Source organism: Asticcacaulis sp. DW145, from assembly GCF_037101385.1.
Taxonomy (GTDB): Bacteria; Pseudomonadota; Alphaproteobacteria; order Caulobacterales; family Caulobacteraceae; genus Asticcacaulis; species Asticcacaulis currens.
The window spans coordinates 287,570-306,980 of record NZ_AP029024.1; the positions used below are offsets into that span (position 1 = coordinate 287,570).

General features: G+C 59.9%; 14 protein-coding genes. 4 read left to right on the top strand and 10 right to left on the bottom strand.

The window, feature by feature from the left end:
- Window positions 1-33 precede the first annotated feature (33 nt).
- From AACH73_RS01325 to AACH73_RS01345, 5 genes are all read right to left on the bottom strand, one after another.
- The gene (locus AACH73_RS01325; RefSeq protein WP_272739930.1) at window positions 34-387 is read right to left on the bottom strand and encodes a DUF1428 domain-containing protein; all 354 of its coding nucleotides are present in this window, start codon (window positions 385-387) and stop codon (window positions 34-36) included.
- Window positions 388-389: 2 nt separating this feature from the next.
- A complete protein-coding gene (locus tag AACH73_RS01330; RefSeq protein WP_126421820.1) occupies window positions 390-875 on the bottom strand; it encodes an RNA pyrophosphohydrolase in 486 nt (161 codons plus the stop codon).
- Window positions 872-2,104 (bottom strand): divergent polysaccharide deacetylase family protein, encoded by a 1,233-nt coding sequence (locus AACH73_RS01335; protein WP_272739931.1) that lies wholly within the window; start codon window positions 2,102-2,104, stop codon window positions 872-874. The genes AACH73_RS01330 and AACH73_RS01335 overlap by 4 nt, the downstream gene beginning before the upstream one ends.
- A gap of 169 nt (window positions 2,105-2,273) precedes the next feature.
- Window positions 2,274-3,797, bottom strand: coding sequence for an AMP nucleosidase (locus AACH73_RS01340; protein WP_272740056.1), 1,524 nt, complete (start codon window positions 3,795-3,797; stop codon window positions 2,274-2,276).
- An 88-nt stretch (window positions 3,798-3,885) separates the two neighbouring features.
- Window positions 3,886-4,770: an alpha/beta hydrolase gene (locus AACH73_RS01345; protein ID WP_272739932.1), complete on the bottom strand. Its 885-nt coding sequence runs from the start codon at window positions 4,768-4,770 to the stop codon at window positions 3,886-3,888.
- Window positions 4,771-4,895: 125 nt separating this feature from the next.
- Between AACH73_RS01345 and AACH73_RS01350 the strand changes: the two genes are divergently transcribed.
- Complete coding sequence (locus tag AACH73_RS01350) at window positions 4,896-6,218, top strand: oligogalacturonate lyase family protein (RefSeq protein WP_338735165.1); 1,323 nt, start codon at window positions 4,896-4,898, stop codon at window positions 6,216-6,218.
- A 33-nt stretch (window positions 6,219-6,251) separates the two neighbouring features.
- On the opposite strand, the gene AACH73_RS01355 is transcribed toward AACH73_RS01350, so the two are convergent.
- The 3 genes from AACH73_RS01355 to AACH73_RS01365 all read right to left on the bottom strand — a co-directional run bounded on the left by AACH73_RS01355 (window position 6,252) and on the right by AACH73_RS01365 (window position 8,423).
- Window positions 6,252-6,647, bottom strand: a complete 396-nt coding sequence (locus tag AACH73_RS01355; protein WP_338735166.1) for a GreA/GreB family elongation factor — start codon at window positions 6,645-6,647, stop codon at window positions 6,252-6,254.
- Window positions 6,648-6,915: 268 nt separating this feature from the next.
- Entirely contained in the window at window positions 6,916-7,140 is a 225-nt protein-coding gene (locus tag AACH73_RS01360; protein WP_338735167.1) for a hypothetical protein, read from the bottom strand.
- 47 nt (window positions 7,141-7,187) lie between these two features.
- Window positions 7,188-8,423, bottom strand: coding sequence for a cytochrome P450 (locus AACH73_RS01365; RefSeq protein ID WP_338735168.1), 1,236 nt, complete (start codon window positions 8,421-8,423; stop codon window positions 7,188-7,190).
- Between the two features lie 130 nt (window positions 8,424-8,553).
- Here AACH73_RS01365 and AACH73_RS01370 point away from each other — a divergent pair, with 130 nt between their 5' ends.
- The gene (locus AACH73_RS01370) at window positions 8,554-9,021 is read left to right on the top strand and encodes a response regulator (protein ID WP_338735169.1); all 468 of its coding nucleotides are present in this window, start codon (window positions 8,554-8,556) and stop codon (window positions 9,019-9,021) included.
- Between the two features lie 10 nt (window positions 9,022-9,031).
- Here AACH73_RS01370 and AACH73_RS01375 read toward each other — a convergent pair whose 3' ends face one another.
- Both AACH73_RS01375 and AACH73_RS01380 read right to left on the bottom strand, forming a co-directional pair.
- On the bottom strand, window positions 9,032-9,742 hold the full coding sequence (locus AACH73_RS01375; protein ID WP_338735170.1) for an ATP-binding protein: 711 nt from the start codon (window positions 9,740-9,742) through the stop codon (window positions 9,032-9,034).
- Window positions 9,743-10,024: 282 nt separating this feature from the next.
- Window positions 10,025-11,983 carry a rhamnogalacturonan lyase gene (locus AACH73_RS01380; RefSeq protein ID WP_338735171.1) on the bottom strand — a complete coding sequence of 653 codons (1,959 nt, stop codon included), beginning with the start codon at window positions 11,981-11,983 and terminating at the stop codon, window positions 10,025-10,027.
- A 721-nt stretch (window positions 11,984-12,704) separates the two neighbouring features.
- Here AACH73_RS01380 and AACH73_RS01385 point away from each other — a divergent pair.
- Both AACH73_RS01385 and AACH73_RS01390 read left to right on the top strand, forming a co-directional pair.
- Window positions 12,705-16,466: a TonB-dependent receptor gene (locus tag AACH73_RS01385; RefSeq protein WP_338735172.1), complete on the top strand. Its 3,762-nt coding sequence runs from the start codon at window positions 12,705-12,707 to the stop codon at window positions 16,464-16,466.
- A 167-nt stretch (window positions 16,467-16,633) separates the two neighbouring features.
- The gene (locus AACH73_RS01390) at window positions 16,634-19,357 is read left to right on the top strand and encodes a Tat pathway signal sequence domain protein (protein WP_338735173.1); all 2,724 of its coding nucleotides are present in this window, start codon (window positions 16,634-16,636) and stop codon (window positions 19,355-19,357) included.
- Window positions 19,358-19,411 lie beyond the last annotated feature (54 nt).

Sequence of the window (19,411 nt, forward strand, 5' to 3'; positions counted from 1 at the left end):
GCCTACGGCCCTGTGGATAAAATGCCAATGGGTCTATTTTTCGACCAGCACCTGAAACCCGCCATAGACCAGCTTCGCCCCGTCAAACGGCATGTTCTCGCTGGGCTGCATCCGCGGGTCGTCCATGATCTTTTCATTGGCTTCGTCGCGCGCCTCTTTCGACGGCCACATCACCCACGAAAAGACCACGCTGTCCGACAGCTTGCCGCGCGCCGCGTTGCGGAAGGAAACGCCTTCATCGCCTTCGGGCAGGTCGTCGCCCCAGCATTCCACCACCTGAAGCGCGCCGTATTCCTTGAACACTTCGGCAGCGGTTTCGGCCATCTTCTTATAGGCGGCGCGGTTTTCTTTCGGCACCGGGATCAGGAATCCATCGACATAGGACATGCTCAGGCCTTTCCCAGCAGGGTTTTCAGTTCGGCAATAACGCTGCGGTAGGAGTCGCGTTTGAAATGCACCACGCGCTCGATCACCTGATCGAGGTCGCACCATTCCCAGCGGTCAAACTCCTGCTCGCCGTGCGCCTGAAGGTTCACTTCGCTGTCGGGGCCATTAAAGCGCACAAAGTACCAGATCTGCTTCTGGCCCTTGAAATTGCGACCGATCTTCTTTTGCGCCAGCACTTCGGGCGGGAAGTCATAGACGATCCAGTCGGAGGTGCAGCCCAAAATGTCGATGGTGCTCAGGCCGGTTTCCTCATAAAGCTCGCGCCGGGCGGCGGCTTCAAGGTCTTCACCGGCATCGACGCCGCCTTGCGGAAATTGCCAGGCATAGTCGCCGCTCATGCCGAAACGGTGGCCGATCCACACCTTGTCCTGCGCATTGAGGACGACGATGCCCACATTGGGGCGGTACTCAGATAAATCCTTGCTCATCGCCTCATAATAGCGGAAGCGGGGGCCAGTTGAAGCCCTTTTTGTTCAAGGCTCTGCGTCCATTTGATCGCCACAGCGAGGGTCACCGGATAGGCAAAGCCGGACCCCAGGGCGCGGCCGCGCGCCTTGGCCTGCGCTTCGATGGCCGCCAGTTGCGCATTGATACTCTGCGAATTGATCTGGGCGTCGATCACCCGATCGGCCGAAGCGCGCGTCCAGCCGCCGCCGACATCGCGCGCCTGACCGTCGTCAATAAAGGCCACGCCGCGCGCCTTCATCACATTGAGGAAGGCCGTCATCGAGCCTTTGTCGCGCAAATAGGCGCTGCCCTGATAGTTCATGACGCCGAAATAGCCGGTGGCGCGCCCCATCAGCCAGTTGAGGCTGGCGTTCATATCGTCCGGGCGCTGTCCGACCAAAAGCGTGCGCGGGCCGGGATCGGTGTCGGGATAGTTGGTCGGCTGCATCGGAATTTCGATCAGCACCTCATGGCCCTGCGCGCGGGCGGCGTCGATCCAGCCTTGCAGCCCTTCGGCGTGCGGCACGAAGGACAGGGTGACCTCGGCGGGCAGTTGCTCGATGGCGGCCTTGGTGGTGGTCGGGTTGAGCCCCAGCCCGCCGACGATCAGCGACACGGTGGGCTTGCCATTCGACTTGAACGGGCGGGCATAGGCCGAGGCCGGAACGCGACCGTCCGACGCGATGGCGGGCAGCGGACCGTTGGGTCCATTTTGCGACAGACCGGCAATCGGGGCGGGAGCGAGCGGCGAGGCGGGCAGTTTATTGGCGCTGCCGACCGTTACCGGCGCGCCGTCATTAGGCAGGGTGATGACCGCCGTACCGTCGGCGGGCCCGGCCTCGCCATTGGCGTTGAACTGATCGGCGGAGGCGTCCTTGAACAGGCCCAGCGAATCGAGCGTGAAGGCCTGAAGCCCGGAGGCCGCGTCATCGGCGGTGGCCGTGGCGGACGCGTGGGCGTCGGCCTTGGGGGCTGCGGTGGTCGCCGCCGCGATCTGAATGGTCGGGTTGCCGGCTTCCGGATCGGACAGGCTCAAAAACAGCGCCCCGCCGCCGATAAACAGCCCCAGCGCCATCAGCGGCGCGGTATAGGGCTTTTTCAGGACGTCGAGCGCGGCGGGCCCTAAGCCCTTGACGCGGCTCACCAGCCCGCCGTCCTTGCGGAACAGCGGCGAATTGGACAGGGACGGGAGCTTTGGTTTGGCGAACATGGAGCGTGTGTGACCCAAATTTTTGTCGCGCTTCTTGGATCCGAAAACCGGTGTCCACTTTTCGGGAAGCACTAAAAACCCTGCCCGCACCCAAGGCGGACAGGGTTAATATGCGCTAACGGCGGTTAACAAAGCCTAACGAGCGGTAAGAATTATTACCGCATCGGCCTTACCTAAACGGCGGCTCATCGAAGGCGCGGAGCTTGCGCGAGTGCAGCTTTGAGCCGGCCTGACGCAGCAGGTTGATCGTCTCAAAACCGATGTCGATATGCTCGGCTATGGCGCGTTCATAGAAGTGGTTGGCCTGACCCGGCAGTTTCAGTTCGCCGTGCAGCGGCTTATCCGACACGCAGAGCAGCGTCCCGTAGGGCACGCGGAAACGATAGCCCTGAGCGGCCAGCGTCGCCGATTCCATGTCGATGGCTACGGCGCGGCTTTGTGAGAACAAAAGCGCCGACGACGAATAGCGAAGCTCCCAGTTGCGGTCGTCGGTGGTAACCACCGTGCCGGTGCGCAGGCGCTTTTTGAGGGCGTCGCCGTCCTGACCGGTGATGTTGACCGCCGCCTGTTGCAGGGCGACCTGCACTTCAGCGATGGGCGGGATGGGGATTTCGCGCGGCAGCACATTATCCATCACGTGATCGTCGCGTAGGTAAGCGTGGGCCAGCACGTAGTCACCGATGCTTTGCGACGGGCGCAGGCCGCCGCAGTGACCGATCATCAGCCACACATGCGGGCGCATAACGGCAAGGTGGTCAGTGATGTTCTTGGCATTGGCCGGGCCAACGCCGATATTGACCAGAGAGATGCCCTGACGGTCGGGCGACAGCAGGTGATAGGACGGCATCTGGAATTTACGCCAGGGCGAATTGGCGATCAGCTCCAGCGGGTTGGGCGTGTCCTTGGTGATGACTATGCCGCCGCAGCAGGACAGGGCCGTATAGGGGCTGTCCGGGCGCTTAAGCTGCTCCAGCGCGTAGGTGACGAACACATCGACATAGCGATGATAGTTGGTCATCAGGATGTAGGACTGGATATGCTCGGCCGGCGTGCCCGTATAGTGTTTCAGGCGGGCCAGCGAAAAATCGGTGCGCAGGCCATCGAACAGGGCCAGCGGGCGGTGCCCGTCAACATCCAGCAGATCCATGCCGTCAGCGACTTCGTTGCCGATCAGAGCCAGTTCGGTGGTCGGGAAGTGGCGCGCCAGATCGAAGGCTGAGACGCTGTTAAGGTCGAGACCCGCGCCATCCAGCACGTAGGGATAGGGGATTTCCTGATCCGACACGCCGACGCTGATAACGGCATTATAGTCGGTTTGCAGCAGCTCAAGCTGAGTTTCGATTTCTTCGCCAAACAGGTCCGGGCGGGTGATCGAGGAGGAATAGGTACCGGGCCGCGAGAAGCGGGCAAAGGCGCGATTGACGACCGGGTGGCGGTGGTGCAGCGGGGTGTCGTCGTCGTCTTCATCGACGCCCTTCCACACCACGATCAGACGCGGATAACAGTACCGGCCCTGTTCGCGGGCGGTCCTCGACGGTTTGGTACGGTCGGTAAGATAGGCCTGAAGATCGGTTTGCAGCGCCTTAACGGCGGAGATGTAGATGTCTTTCAGACGGGCGACGGCCTCGGCGGCGGTCAGATTTTCGAAACGGTGGCTTTCGGCGCCACGAGCCGCTTTTCTTTGCTTTTCCATATTCCATTGTGCCACGCCTTTTTTCCTGTGAAAAGACCATGGCCCACACATTTTGTAACCCGGTTACAGACGGCGTGAGGAATGTGGATCAGAAATTCGTTTTCAGAAATGCGGCACAGTCAGCGCGCAGCGGGCCCTTGCCACGAAACGGAATGGAATAGGCCGCGGCGCAGTCCGAATGGCTCAGGCCCTCATAGACGATCAGTTGCGACGACGTGCCGACCTTTGTCAGCGCGGCATCGAGATTGGCCGAATTGCTCAGGCGGCACACTGTGTCGGCCCGGCTGTGCTGAAGCAGGAAGCGGGTCGTGCTTTTGGTGGCGTGCTGGATGGGCTGCGTTTCCAGCGGGCGCGGAAAGGTACCGAAGCTGTTGCGGGTGGCGTCCACGTCGAACGGGTAGAAGTCGTAAGGGCCAGACACGCCGATGGCCACCCGGATGGGATTGGAGGCCAGCGGATCGAATCTGAGAAACTGCTCATCCAGCGCCAGCATGATGGCAATGTAGGCGCCGGCGGAATGGCCCATGACGCCCAGACGCGCCGCATCCCCGCCCCACTTCGTTGCGCTGGACTGAACATGGCGCACGGCTGATGCGGCGTCGTGCATAAAGTCAGGGAAGACGACTTCGGGATAGAGGCGATAATCGGCCACGACCACCAGATAACCGAGCGAGGCCAGAGAGCGGCCCATCCACGCGTAATCGGTCTTGCTGCCCGAATCCCAGTTACCGCCGTAGAAGAAGACCAGAACGGGCCAGCCCTTCGGCGGCTTCGTTCCGGAAGTCGGGGCGTAGACGTCGTAGCTTTGGCGCGCCTTATCGCCATAGGCGACATCCTGCGCCACGCGGCGCGATCCGCCATCCTTGGGCGTCAGGGTGTTGAAGGCCGACAGGGTCGAACAGCCTGATAGCAGCAGGCCCAGACCACTGCCGATCACGAGGCCGCCCAGCAGCCGGCGTTTATTGAGGATCATGCGGAGCCTTTGCGACGGATTTTGCGCACAGTTGCGTGAAGATGCTAAGTTCTGACATTGAGTTCGGCCATGACTATCATAGTATGGCCCTAAACAGACCATACGGATTTCAGGGAGCTTTGGACGTGCATAAGCGAGACTTTCTTCTAGGTGCCGCAGCGGCGGCCTTTGCGGCCCCTGCGCTGGCGCAACCCCCTGCGGCGAAAACCGACATCCCGCGCGAATGGATAGACGCCGACACCGGCCACCGCATTGTGCGCTTGTCGGACGCGGATAATTCCAAATCCCTGTACTTCCATGACAATGCCTTCACGGCGGATGGCAAGTGGATGATTTTCGACAGCCCCTCCGGCATCCAGATGGTCGAACTGGCGACGCGCAAACTGCGTCAATTGACGCCGAAAGGCTATGGCAGCCTGATGGTCTCGCGCACGAAGAATATCTGCTACGCGCGCAAATTCCCCGGCGGTGAAAAGAAGAGCGCCGATGACAAGGGCCGTGACGGTATCGAGATCGTCGCCATCGACATGGATACGGGCAAGATCCGCACTATCGCCAAGGACATCAAGGGCTATGTGACGACGGTCAATGCCGACGATACCCTGCTGGCCGGCACCTGGGCAGAGCGCGAATATCAGCTTCAACCGGGGCCGAAGGTCGCCAATACGGATGGCGGCTATAATGCCATTGGCCCGGACGGCAAGCCGCTCAGCTTTCAGGCGGCCAAGGAGGTGCGCATGGCCGAGCGGCTGGCGCAGAACATCCCGATGGAGATTTTCACGCTGGACATCCAGACCGGCGAACGCAAGGTGGTCACCGCCTCGACCGACTGGCTCAACCACGTACAGTTTTCGCCCACTGATCCGCAGCGTCTGATGTATTGCCATGAAGGACCGTGGCATAGCGTCGATCGCATCTGGACGATCAGGACCGACGGCACGGGCAAGGAAAACGTCCATAAGCGCATGATGAATATGGAAATCGCCGGACACGAATTCTTTGCGTTCGATGGTGAGCGAATCCTGTATGACCTGCAAACACCGCGCGGTGAGGACTTCTGGCTGGCCAGCTATGACCTCAAAACGCACAAGCGCATCTGGTATCATATGGAGCGTAACGAATGGTCTGTGCACTTCCAGATCAGCCGCGACGGTAAGCTGTTTGCTGGTGACGGCGGCGATGCCGACATGGTCGCACGTGCGCTGGACGGCAAATGGCTCTATCTGTTCCAGCCGGAGATTATCGACGACCTCGGCGTCTCGGCCCCCAATGCGGCAGAGCTGGTGCGGCCGGGGGTGCTGCGCGCCACGAAACTGGTGAATCTCAAGGCGCATAACTATAACACCGAACCGAACCTGCAATTCACGCCGGACGGCAAATGGATCGTCTTCCGCTCCAATATGCACGGTCCTATCCACGTCTATGCGGTGCAGGTGGCCAAGGCTTAAAAGAAGGGCTCCGGTGATTCGGGGCCCTTTTTATTAGCGCTCCACCGCCGTGACACTGAGTTGTTCAATCTCGCCGGAGGGCGTTTTGAAGGCGATGGATTGTCCGCTGGACAGGCCGATCAGGGCGGCCCCAACCGGGGTCAGGACCGACAGCCTGCCCTTGGCAATATCGGCATCGTCGGGCAGGACCAGCTTCAGGCGTCGCGTCCCGCGCGCCGTGCGGAACGTCACCCGGTCATTGAGACGCACGGTATCGTCAGGCAGGTCTGCCTGTGGGCGCCGGGTGGCGCGCGACAACTCCTCAAGCAGTTGCTCTCCGGCTTCGGCCAGAAAGCCACCCGCCTGTTCGGCCTTTTTCTTCAAAAGCTGAAAGTCGTCTTCGCCTATGAGTATCTCGGGCAGGATGATGGGTTCGGTGTGAGTCGTCATGGGGTAAACCTGTGCCAAAGCGCGCGGCCTCGGGTTTGTGCGGGACACGCGACGGTAGATGGGAAATGGGAAAAGAGCGCCGGATTATGGGGAACGGCTGAGATCATCTTAGCGGTTCGATAGGCCCCGAAACCCGAACGGCGCGCAGGGCCGGGCTTCGGGCTACGATCCCGTGACGGGATGTCCCTTGAGCGAAGCGGTGAGATTGAGCACGGCGCGCATGGTCATGAGGAGTACGTGGGTTCCGCAGGCCTCTTTGTCAAGGTGCCTACCCCCGGACCAGCGTGCACCCGGCGGAATAGACCAGCAGCAGGGACGGGGCCGGCGGTGTCGAGGGCAGGGGCGTACCGTTTTCGAGATAGGCAAAGCCTCCGATGCGATAAATGCCGGCCTGAGTTTCATCGCGCTGCGCCGTCTGCGGGCGCACCTGTCCGACGATTTCGACCAGCGCGCGGTCATAGAGCTTAAGGCCTGAAAACTTCGATTTACGCATGGACGCACTCCCTGCACAAACCGTGAACGATCAGGGTTAATGCCGGGTTAACCGACCCGCAAGGGCAGGGCTTTCGGCCCGCGCAGCGACAGGCTGGGTTTGAACTGTGGCTCGGCGCTCAATGCGATGCTGTGAAACCGCGACAGAAGCGCCGCGAAGGTCGCTTCCATATTCATGCGCGACAGGTGGTTACCTAGGCAGAAGTGGGGCCCGGCGGCAAAGGCCAGATGGCGGTTGGGCGTCCGCCCAATGTCGAAGCGGTCGGCGTCGGCAAAGGCCTCCGGGTCGCGGTTGGCAGAGGCGTACAGTAGGCCGATCTTCCTGCCCTTGGGTATCTCCCAGCCATTGACTTGCATGTCTTCTGCGGCAAGACGATGGAAGAAGGGCAGCGGCGCGTCATAACGGAACATCTCCTGAATGGCCGTCGGCATCAGGGTGGGATCGCTGCGCAGACGCTGAAGCTGATCCGGGTGGCTCAGCAGCGCCGTCAGGCCGTTGCCCATGGCGTCGATAGTCGAGCCGTGCCCGGCCATCAGGATCAGCATACAGGTCGAGATATATTCATCCTCGCTCAGTTCGCCCGCGTCCCAGCGTCTCAACAGCCGCGAGATCAGGTCATCCTGCGGGCGTTTGCGCCGCTCATGAGACAGGTCGATCAGGTAGTCATAGAAGGTTTTGGTGGTGCGTTCGGCCAGGGCTTTGCGGGCGTCGGTGCGGTCGATATCGAAATACTGCACGATGTCTTCGGACCACACGCGCAACTGCGCACAGTCTGTATCCGGTACGCCCAGAAAGCGGCCGATGACCCGCCCCGGTACATGCACGGCCAGATCGTTGATAAAGTCGAACTCTGAGCCCACCGCGTCGAACAGTTCCGACACATAGGCCTCAACCCCGGCTTTCAGCCGCTCGACCTGAGACGGGGTGAATTCACCGAACACCAGCCGGCGCAGGCGCTGATGCACGTCACCATCGGAATTGAGCATCGAAAACTGTACGAAGCGCGCATGGTAGGGCATGTTGTGCCAGTTCTGGGTGCGGCGATCGGCTTCGATCTCTTCGGCGCTCAGACGATGATCGAGCGAGCGAAGTGACAGGGGATTGAGGGCGGCGGTCTGCACATCCGCAAAGCGCGAGAACAGCCAGATGTCAAAGGGCGCGAAGTAATAGGGCGCATTCAGGGCCCGCAGGCGCGCATAGGCCGGGTAGGGATTGCGAGTGAATTCAGCCCCCAACGGATCGAAGAGGGCGGGATCGGCGGCAGAAGGATCGGGCAGACGCATGGAGTAAGCCTGTGCGGACGGCTTGCCCCTGTCAAGCGGCCGCAGGGGCTGAAAATGGAATGGGTTTGCCTTGGCCGCCAAATAACAGCATATTGCGAGGCTGAAACGCCTCTCAGGACCCCGTCGGATCATGCCGCCTGAGCTTCACATTCTGATTGTCGATGACAATCGCGGCGACGCGGTGTTGCTGACCCGTGCCCTCAGTGCGGTTCTGAGCGCCGCCGTTATCGACGCGGCGGCTTCGGGCGAAGAGGCCTTGCAGCGCCTTCTGGGCGAAGGACCGTTCAGCGGGCACCCCCTGCCGACACTGGTGCTGCTCGATTGCCGCCTGCCGCGACTGAGCGGTTTTCAGGTGCTGGAAAAAGTGCGCACCGATCCGGCCCTTAAAGGGATTCGCGTGGTGCTGATGTCCGGGCTGGTGACGGCGGAGCACGTGGCTGAAGGCGAGCGCTGCGGCTCGGACGGGCATATCGAAAAGCCCGACAGCCCCGCCGCCTTTGATGCTCTGGCTCAGGCTCTGGCGCAGTTTTCAGCGCAGGCCGCCAAGGGTGAATGTGCGCATTTTCGCTTCCCCGGCGGCCTGCCACACCGTTTTTAACAAACGGGGTTCAGGCCTTGGGCAGGCTGAAGGAGATGGCCGTGCCGTCGTCCGATGAACCGATGCCGATTTGCCCGCCATGCATCAGGACGATCTTGCGCGCCAGGGTGAGGCCCATGCCGGCCCCGTCATAGACGTCGTCATTATGCAGCTTGCGTAAAGGGCGGAACACGTCGTCGTGGAACATCGGGTCGATGCCGATGCCATTGTCGGTAAGCGAAATCCAGTAAGCCTGTTCGGTTTCCTCGCAGCCGATGTCGATGACCAGAGGCTGGTTGCGGCGACGGAATTTGATGGCATTGTCGATCAGCATGTAAAAAAGCTGATAGAGGCGATTGGGGTCGCCACTGACCTCCGGCAGATTGCCGGGGTTCAGCGTGCCACGGATCATGTCGAGATCGGTCTGACGGTTCATGTGCACGCGTGCCACGATCTCTTCCAGATCGACCTTCTGATCCAGACGCGGCACGGTGTTGAGACGCGAAAACTGCAACAGGCCGTGCAAGATTTCCTGAAGTTTTTCGCCGCTTTCCAGAACCATGGACAGGTTGGTACGGGCGTCATCCGTTTCGGGCACCGGGGCCTGTTCCACCAGCAGACGGGAAAATTCCACAAGGGACCGTACCGGTCCAGCCAGATCGTGTGAAACGATGTAGGCGAAGTCCTTGAATTCCTCCGCCGGGTCCATTTCGGTCATGCTCCTTATTTGATATTTTTGCATGTTGGGCTCCGTGCCTGAATGGAAGGTTATACCGCTTACTCTTCGTCGCGTACCTTGGCCCCATAGTACGCCTGAACTATTCCCATGAGTGGCTTTTGCAATCCCATGAACCTGTTACATATACGCCCGCACAACCTTACAGAGATTTAAACGCAAACAGAAAGCACATAAATTTGATTGTTTTTATTACCTATATAGCGTCTCAATCTCATTCTCACATCGCGAAAAAGCCCCGACGCAATGGCCGGGGCTCTGAGCCTATACACAGGTGATATAGGAATTCTATTGGGCTTTCACGACGGTGACCTTCGCCTTGGGCGGGGCCTTCATGCCTTCGCCGATAAAGTAGGACGGCCACGGCGGCTGATTATAGGCGGTGTTCTGCCAGGCGATGGCCGCCCGATATTGCGGGTCCTGCATGAGCGTAGTGAACTTGTAGGGGGTTGGGATATGGGTCGAATAGATGCGCAGCGATAGATTATCCTCGCTGCGTAACACCACTTCTTCGCGCCAGTCACCGAACAGGTCCGCCGACAAGGCCGGGGTCGATTTGGTGCCATTGTTTGACGCCGTGCCCTGAGCGTCGAGGATCACCTTCGATTCGGATGTGTTCCAGTCCCACTTATAAACCTTGGTGCCGTCAAGCAGCTCGCGCAGCAGATCGCCGTCCCACCACACCATGAAGTTCACCTGACGCGGGTGCTTGTCCGATATGACATTGCCCTTGACGTCGTAGAGATTGGGACTATTTGAGGCCCAGAACTCCGCCCCCGGATGGCGCGGGTCGATGTCGCCCGCCACGCCGCGCCCGGTGTCCTTGTCGGCGGGTACCTTGAAGATGACTTCGCCGGTACGTGCGTCGAGCAGGGCCGCGCCCGTGTTACCGGACATCTTCATATTTTCATGTACGCCCCATTTTTCGAGGCCCGGACGGTTCGGATCGAGGTCGGACACGTGCATGGCGTCGCCGTGGCCCATGCCGGTCGTCCACAAAGGCTGGCCATCGTCATTGATGGCCATGGCTCCGTAGAGGATTTCCTGCTTACCGTCGCCATCGACATCCGCCACGCTGAACTGATGGTTGCCCTGCCCGGAATAGCCCGGCGGCACGCCCGCCGCTTCGGAGTCGAAATACCAGCGCTTGATCAGCTTGCCGCCCTTGTAATCAATGGCGGCAATGGTGGTGCGGGCATAGTAGCCGCGCGCGAAGATGGCGCTGGGGTGTTCACCGTCAAGCCATGCCGTCCCGGCCAGAAAGCGATCGCTGCGGTTGCCGTAGGCATCGCCCCAGCGGGCCGTCGCTTCGGCATCGGTCGGGTTGTCGCCGTTCGGGCCGCGCGGCGACGGATAGGGGATGGTATCGACCACCTTGCCCGTCGCACCTTCGAAGACGCTGAGATATTCCGGCCCTTTGAGAATGCGTCCGGTCAGACGCGCCATCAGCTTGCCGTCCTCAGTCTGACGCGAGCCGGTCCGATCCTTGTTCTCGATCTCACCGGCCGGCGTGACCCAGTCGGCAGTGGCGTCACCGATCACCTTACCCTGCGCGTCGGTGGTGCCGTCTGCCGTCTTGACGATCAGCTCCGCCTTGCCGTCGCCGTCATAGTCCGCCACCTGAAACTGCGTATAGTGCGCCCCCGCGCGGATGTTACGCCCCAGATTGATGCGCCACAATTGCTTGCCGTCCAGCGTATAGGCATCGAGCAGCACCGGCCCCGTATAGCCGCCCTGACTGTTGTCCTTGGCATTGGTCGGGTCCCACTTGAGGATGATCTCATAGCGGCCATCGCCGTCCAGATCGCCTACCGAGGCGTCATTGGCCGTGTAGCTATAGGCCTGACCGTCGGGTGTGGTGCCGTCAGCTGGTTTGTTGAGCGGTATCGACAGATAGCCGTCAATGCGCAGGGCTTTGGAGGCCGGGCCTTCCTTACCCCCCGCGACTTCGCGCACCTCATAGCTGGCGGTGTTGGTCCCGCTCTCATCCTTGAAGCTGGTCGTGCGGGTGATCGGTCTGGCGTTCAGCTTGCGGCCGTCACGATAGATGTTGAAGCCCAGTCCGGGAGCATCGGTCACGAGCGCGCGCCAGCTGACCAGCACACCTGTGTCCGCGGTCACGGCGACGGCACCGCGATCGAGGTATTCGACCCTGGCTCTCGGTGCCTCGGCAGCCAGGGCGTGCGCCGCCCCCAAGGTCAGGGCCGCACTGATCAGAAGAGAGGTCTTGAATGTCGGGATTATCATATGTGTTCCTCCGAGGCGTGGCTTTTCACCTGTTGCCGCCGCTTTCGGGAACTTCTACGCGCCAGTCGGGCGGACCTGTCGCCAGCGTTAGCACAAATCTGCCTTATTCCAATCGAAATTGATCGAAAATGATCTTTTGCTTCGTGTCATGACGCAGGCCTCTGGGGGTTTCGCTGTTCAATGCCCAAGCGCTTGGGAGGAAACCTAAAAAATATGTAATATATTGAAAGAAAAGCGTTAAAGTTGAAGCCGGGCCCCGCGCGAAGACCACGCGCGTTCGGCGGGCAAAGTTTATAACCCTTTGCGAAATATGAATAATCTGGCGGAATGGGGTGAATTGTGTGACATTTGTGTTACTTTTGACCGGCAATGTGCGCTAATTGTCCGACCTAAGGCCAATTATGATCACATTGTGGCTTGACTTATCAGCTTCGATCAATGAGGATCAGGGTTATCCAACAGGTTGTTGCGTCAGAGGCCCGCACAAAAACAAAGGGTCCTGGCAGGGGAGTGAAAAGCCGGAAGGCGTTTTCCGAACTGACGGATATGTGTGTGTGCCTGCGCCTTAGCTAAGGGCGGGGCCCGTTCTGTCATCTGGATTCGTTTTCTGTGAAAGCGGCGTGCCGTCTTGCGTGTCTGCCTGTTTATTCCCCCCGTGCAGTCTAGGGACCAACACAGTTCTTAAGGGGCATGTCGTTTCGGCGGCATATCGGAGGAATAAATGCAGAAATCACCCTCAAAGTCACCCAGATCGTCTTTCGCGAAATATCTGATGGCCGGTTCGGGCCTGGCCATGCTGGCCGTCTCCGGTGCGGCCTATGCGCAGGAAGCCACCGTTAACGCGGGTGCCGAAGATATCGAAACCGTCGTTGTGGTCGGCGCGCGTGCCGCGCAGCAGTCGTCGAACGAGCGTAAGAAACGTGCCAAGACACCGACCGACTCTATCGTCGCCGATGATGTCGGCGCGTTTCCGGACCGCAACCTGAACGAAGCCATTTCGCGTATCGCCGGGGCGGCGATCGAGCGCAACCAATACGGTGAGGGCGAGGGGGTCACTATCCGCGGCAACGGCCCCGACCTCACGCGCGTCGAACTGGACGGTATTGGTGTTCAGAATTCTGGCGGTCTGGCCATCGGTGTGGGCGACTCTGCGGGTCGCGGCGCGGACATGCGCGAACTGCCGTCCGACCTGATCAAGAGCGTCGATGTGATCAAGGGTACGACCGCCGATATGACTGAAGGCGGCCTGGGGGGCTCGATCTCGATCCAGACTCGTACGGGTCTCGATTTCAAGAAGCCTTACTTCTCAATGCGCGTCGGCACGACCCGCAACTCACTGGGCAAGGAGTATCGCCCGGACATCAATATTGTCGCTTCGCGTAAATTCCTCGAAGGCCGCCTGGGCGTCCTGTTCAGTGTGACGACCAGCAAGATTCAAAATAACGGCCACAACATGTCGGTCGTGACATCGGATAACGCGGGTTATGCGCGATCCATCGACTGGGATAATTCGCCCAACAAGACCTTCACTTTCAATCCGTCCACGGTGACCGGTGACGGGGCCAACACCCCTCTGGCCTCTTGGGCAAATTCGGCGGGTACAGGTACGGTCTTTTCCAAGACGCCGCTTGAAGTTGTTACTCTCTCGGCTCAGGCGCAAAGCAAAGATCAGTGTAATACGCTGTTTCCACTGCTCAGCGATGCCGAGCTGGCCGGTATCGCGGCGGGCACCAGCAACGCCAATCGTGTTGCGGCCCAGAACCAGCGCATGTATGAGCGTATTACCTGCCTGAACCAGTGGAACGACTATCACCCGTCTCTGATTCGTAACTTCCAAAACTCGAACGACGATGACCGACTGGCGGCAGATCTGAGGTTCGACTTCAAAGTCAACGATCACCTGTCAGTCTATGCAAAGTACAGCGTTGCTAATCGCCATGTCGATGATCAGTACCGTAACCGTAACCTAGGTGGCGTGAACATCAATACCGCCGGGCGCTTCGTCGATTCGCTGAACGGCGGAACGAATGGTACCTTCTACCCGTCGAATAGCATCAACTATCGTACGCCGGTAGCGGGTTCGGGCTATTATCTCTATAATGGCGGTTATCTCACGACGCCGATCTCGATCGACATTAACCCGAATGCGGGCACGGGCAACTCGAACGTTACCAACTTCGCGTTCCCGACGCTGGGCCAGACGGTCAACGTTGATCCAAATAGCGTAAAAGTTGATGCTAACCACCACGTGACGCAAATGACGATCACTGATGGTGCCGTAAGTATCGATCAGATTTCGACGAGCATCATTTCCGACAGCACCTATATGCAGTTCGGCGGCGAGTACAAAAACGGCCCGGTAAAGCTGACCTTTGTCTGGAACCGCGGCGAAAGCAAGTACTCACGCGACGACCGTCGGACCAGCATCAGCGCGCCTTACGGGGCCGCCACGCTTGCTGTGCAGCCGAGCGGGCTTTGGTCCTATACCCTGCCTGCCGGATTCGATCAGACCAACCCGGCCAATTACGTCGTGACCACGGCACCTACGGCGAATATAACGGCGGCTGCGGCGTCTGTGAACAACCCGGCTTCACCGGCATACACAATCGCGCAGCAGCCTTGGGTTACCCCGAGCTTCGCTATTACCTTCCAGCCGCGTCTGCAAGAAAACAGCGAAGACAATATCAAGCTCGACCTGACCTATCGCACCGAAGGCAAGATCCCCTTCTTCACCCAATTCAAGACGGGCTATTCGAACCGCAAGACGGAAACCCAGTACTGGGGTCCAGGCGGTTACACGGTTAAGGAAGCCGTGGGCACGTTCGGCCAGGCCGGTTATCAGGCCCCGATCGTAGTGCCTACTCTGAACCTGCGGGGTTCGTTCCGGGCCTGCGATGACACCAAATACGGTGCGACGGGTACGGCAGCTCCTGCCGGCGCTCTGTCTTGTAACTATGGCTATGTAGCCAATACGAATCTTTCGACCAAACTGACCGGCGTTACGACTTTTACGCCTTCGCAACTCCAGGCCCTGATCGGTAGCATCTTCGTTGAACCGGATTCGGTCTTCTTTGACGGCTATCCGGGTGCGGGTAACATTTCTAACTGGAATGGCCTCGACATCAACAAGTTGTGGTCTCAGGTGGCTTCGGCGCAGAACGCCAACTACGACTGCATCAAGGTTTGTAGGGCCAATGATGGCAATATGTATGAGCAGCCGGTCACGCGCTCTCAGGAAGACATCAAAGCCGCCTACTTCATGATGGAGTTTGAGCAAAACCTGCCGCTCGGCATGGTGTTCGACGGTAACGTCGGCCTGCGTGTGGTCGAATCTCAGGTCGGCGGTACGGGCGTGTTGCAATTGAACTCGATCCGCAAGAACGCCAACTTCAACCCGGCGAACCCAACGGCAGCGGCAGGGGTGACCACCTACACCTTCCGCAGTCCCTTCACCATGACCAAGACGACGCGCGACTGGCTCCCCAGCTATAATGCCAATCTGTGGGTCGTTCCCGATCAGCTTGTTCTGCGTTATTCGACGGCAAAGACCGTGGCACGCCCGCCGATCAACCGCCTCATTCCGGCGGGGAACTGTACCAATGACGAACGCAATACCGGCACGCTGGAGTCGGATGGTTCCGAAACCGATATGACCTGTTCGGGCACCATTGGTAACCCGAATCTGAAGCCCTACACCGCGAAGAACCAGCAGATGACTTTGGAATGGTACCCGAACAAGGATACCATGTTCTCGCTGGCTTATCACAAGCTCGATGTGCGCATCGGTGGACCTGTCGCGGTTACCCAGAGCGATGGCAAACTGTTTGCGGGCACCGGTCTGGTTGATCCGCAAACAGGTCAATCGATTGACAATACCGAGTTCACCTACAGCCAGTGGGTAAATGACTCCGGTTACGGTCGTACGGGTTGGGAGTTCTCGTCTAAGACGGCCTTCACCTTCCTGCCGTGGTATCTGCGTTACACCGGGGCTGACTTCAATATCTCGACGCTTGAAGGCACCTCGAATGTCAACATTGTTGACCCAAATACGGGTGACAAGATGCGTCCTCCGGGTGAATCGGAATACTATGCGAACCTCTCGATCTGGTATGACGATGGCAAACTGAACGGTCGCGTCTCTTATCAGAAGCGCGCGGAATCCTTCAGTTGTATCTCGCCTTGCGGCACGGCCAACACGGTCAACAACTATCCTGGTGCATGGGGCGTCACCCAACCGCGTCCTATCCCCTACAATCCGGGTAGCCCGCGCTTTAACGACGAGACTCAGTACCTCGACGCCAAGGTTACATATAAGGTTCGTCCGGGCCTCGAACTCTACTGGGAAGGCCGCAACCTGACCAAGCAGGCATCTACCCTTTCGGGCGGGGACTACAACGGATTTGCCGGTGGCACCGAAAATCTATGGAAGATCGCTTACGGTGGTGTCCGCACCATGTTCGGTATCACATACCGTATGCAATAATACGTCTGAGTAGAGTTACAACTGACCGCCGTCCGGGGTTCCGGGCGGCGGTTTTTTATTGACGGACCGTGTTGCGTGATCAATTTTGGACAAAATTGAGCGATATTGCGCCGGAAACGACCGCCGTCAGCGTTCAAGTCGTTGACTTTATTTAAAGGCTGGGAACCATGACCTCTCTCTCGCGCCGCCATCTTCTGCAATCCGCCGTAGCTTTGTCGGCCCTGAGCGCCCTGCCTGCGGTGGCGCAGGCCGCTGTATCGGCCAAGGCCACGCCGGTGGCTTCGACCGATCTCAGATGGCTGGACGGGACGCCGGCGGTTTTTGAAGGGGCGACGCTGGGGGTACCGTGGCCGCGCGGTACGGTAAAGCCTGCCAGGGGCAAGGTGCTGGACTTCAAGCTGGGCGAGGTGCCGGTACAGTCGTGGCCGCTGGCCTACTGGCCCGACGGGTCGCTGAAATGGACAGCGCACGCCGTCCCCGCCGGAACCAAACCTGCAGGCCTATCGCTCGCGCCGGGCAAGGCCACCACGCCCGCCAAGGCCGTCAGCGTCAAACAAGAGGCCGCCGCTGTTACGGTGACTTCCGGTGATCTGGTGTGGGTGGTGCCGACCTCCGGTGAGCATCTGATCGCCAGCGCCACGCGTGCGGGTCGCCTGACGCTCAAGGAGATGAAACTGGTCGCTTTGTGGCAGAATGCGCCCGATCTCGACGCCACGGGCAGCGTCAGCCAGCAGAGCTTCGCCAGCAAGATCAGCAAGGTCACGGTCGAGCAAACCGGTCCCGTGCGCGCGGTGCTCAAGATCGAGGGCGTGCATTCCGGAAATGGCCGTGACTGGCTGCCCTTCTCGGTGCGGCTCTATTTCTACGCTGGTTCCGAAAGCGTGCGCATCGTGCACGCCTTCATCTATGACGGTGACCCGTTCAAGGACTTCATCCGCGGTCTGGGCGTCACCGCCAAAACCCCGATGACCGAAGAGACGCACAACCGCCATATCCGCCTGACCGGCGACGGTGTGGGTGTGTGGGGTGAGGCGGTGCGGCCACTGACCGGTCTGCGCCGCCCTGTGGGCAAGGGGCTGGGCGTCGCTCAGGTCGAAGGCAAGGCCGTGGCCGTCGCCGACATGGCCAAGCCGGTGCAGGACGGGCTGAAATGGATACCGGAATGGGGCGATTTCACGCTGTCGCAACTGACGCCCGATGGTTACACGATCAAAAAGCGCACGCGAGCGGGTCACGCCTGGATCGATTCCAATGCCGGAACGCGCAGCAAGGGCCTCGCCTATGTTGGTGGCGCGAGCGGCGGCGTGGCGCTTGGCTTCAAGGATTTCTGGCAGCGCTCGCCTACGCAACTTGATGTGCGCAATGCCCATACGGAAATGGCCGAGATCACGGCGTGGCTGTGGTCGCCGGAAGCCCCGGCCATGGATGTGCGCCCCTACCGCTCGGCCGATGGCATGGACACCCATCCGGAAGAAATTGAAGGCCTTAACATCACCTATGAGGACTACGAAAAGGGCTGGGACACGGCGACCGGCGTGGCGCGGACTTCGGAGCTGAACCTGTGGGTGCTCGGGTCAACGCCCTCGCATCAGGTGTTCTCGGACATGGCGGAGCAGGTCGCCAATCCGGCGCGTCTGGTCCTGTCACCGGAACGTATCCACCAATGCGGTGTCTTTGGCGACTGGGACGTGGCCAATTCATCGACGCCGGCGCGCAAAATCCTCGAAGACCGCCTGACCTATCAGATCGACTACTACATGAAGGAGGTCGATCAGCGCCGCTGGTACGGCTTCTGGACCTATGGCGATGTGATGCACACCTACGATGCGGAGCGTCACATGTGGCGCTATGACATCGGCGGTTATGCCTGGGATAATTCCGAACTCTCGACCGATCTGTGGGTGTGGTACACCTATCTGCGCACGGGTCGCGCCGACGTGTTCAAATTCGCCGAGGCCATGACGCGGCAGACGGGTGAGGTCGATGTCTATCACCTCGGCCGCTTCAAGGGCTTTGGCACGCGCCATGGCGTGCAGCCGTGGTCGGATTCGTCCAAGCAGCCACGCGTGTCCAACGTCGCCTATCGCCGCATCTACTATTACCTCACGGCCGATGAGCGCGTCGGTGACCTTATGCGTGATCTGGTCGATTCAGACTATGCGCTGGAAAATGTCGACATTTCGCGCAAGCTTCCGCCCGCACCGGGGCGGGAGCGTCCGAAGGGTGTTGTGGCTTCCGGCTTCGGGACGTCATGGGGGGCGTTTCTGGGCGCATGGCTGACCGAATGGGAGCGCACGCAGGATACCCGCTGGCGCGACCGTATCGTCAACGGCATGAACACCATTGCTGGCCTTAAACGACGCTGGTTCGCCGGCGAAGCGCCCTATGACCTGAAGACCGGTAAGTTCCTCGGCGACGGCGATTACATCAGCGTCTCGCACCTCAATGCCGTCTTCGGTGTGGTCGAAATGACGTCCGAGCTGTGGGAGCTGGTCGATGTGCCCGCTTATCGCAAGGCGTGGCTGGAATATTGCCGCTACTACAATGCGCCGAAGGCCGAGATCGTGGCGCTTCTGGGCAAGGAGCCGGGCGGGCGCAATCTGCGCGATGCCCACTCGCGCCTGACGGCTTTTGCCGCTTTCCACGAAAAGGACAAGACACTGGCGCTGCGGGCATGGAGCGAGTTCTTCGGCAATGAAGGGCGCGAATCTGATGGTGGTCTGAACCGCCGCACCCAACGCATCGAAGGTCCGGCTGTCCTGCGTCCGCTGGACGAAGACCCCACACTCTCGACAAATGGCACGGCGCAATGGGGACTGTCGGCCATTCAAAATCTCGCCCTTATCGGCGACAGTCTGGACGAGGCGGCAAAGGCCGCCGGACTTCTGTAGAAACGTAAGACAGCATAAAAAAACGCACCGGCCGGGGAGGGGGCGGTGCGTTTT

What these genes read in the sequence shown, in the direction of transcription:
- AACH73_RS01325 (WP_272739930.1), bottom strand. Translation starts at nt 387, where the DNA reads ATGTCCTATGTCGATGGATTCCTGATCCCGGTGCCGAAAGAAAACCGC.
- AACH73_RS01330 (WP_126421820.1), bottom strand. Translation starts at nt 875, where the DNA reads ATGAGCAAGGATTTATCTGAGTACCGCCCCAATGTGGGCATCGTCGTC.
- AACH73_RS01335 (WP_272739931.1), bottom strand. Translation starts at nt 2,104, where the DNA reads ATGTTCGCCAAACCAAAGCTCCCGTCCCTGTCCAATTCGCCGCTGTTC.
- AACH73_RS01340 (WP_272740056.1), bottom strand. Translation starts at nt 3,797, where the DNA reads ATGGAAAAGCAAAGAAAAGCGGCTCGTGGCGCCGAAAGCCACCGTTTC.
- AACH73_RS01345 (WP_272739932.1), bottom strand. Translation starts at nt 4,770, where the DNA reads ATGATCCTCAATAAACGCCGGCTGCTGGGCGGCCTCGTGATCGGCAGT.
- AACH73_RS01355 (WP_338735166.1), bottom strand. Translation starts at nt 6,647, where the DNA reads ATGACGACTCACACCGAACCCATCATCCTGCCCGAGATACTCATAGGC.
- AACH73_RS01360 (WP_338735167.1), bottom strand. Translation starts at nt 7,140, where the DNA reads ATGCGTAAATCGAAGTTTTCAGGCCTTAAGCTCTATGACCGCGCGCTG.
- AACH73_RS01365 (WP_338735168.1), bottom strand. Translation starts at nt 8,423, where the DNA reads ATGCGTCTGCCCGATCCTTCTGCCGCCGATCCCGCCCTCTTCGATCCG.
- AACH73_RS01370 (WP_338735169.1), top strand. Translation starts at nt 8,554, where the DNA reads ATGCCGCCTGAGCTTCACATTCTGATTGTCGATGACAATCGCGGCGAC.
- AACH73_RS01375 (WP_338735170.1), bottom strand. Translation starts at nt 9,742, where the DNA reads ATGCAAAAATATCAAATAAGGAGCATGACCGAAATGGACCCGGCGGAG.
- AACH73_RS01380 (WP_338735171.1), bottom strand. Translation starts at nt 11,983, where the DNA reads ATGATAATCCCGACATTCAAGACCTCTCTTCTGATCAGTGCGGCCCTG.
- AACH73_RS01385 (WP_338735172.1), top strand. Translation starts at nt 12,705, where the DNA reads ATGCAGAAATCACCCTCAAAGTCACCCAGATCGTCTTTCGCGAAATAT.
- AACH73_RS01390 (WP_338735173.1), top strand. Translation starts at nt 16,634, where the DNA reads ATGACCTCTCTCTCGCGCCGCCATCTTCTGCAATCCGCCGTAGCTTTG.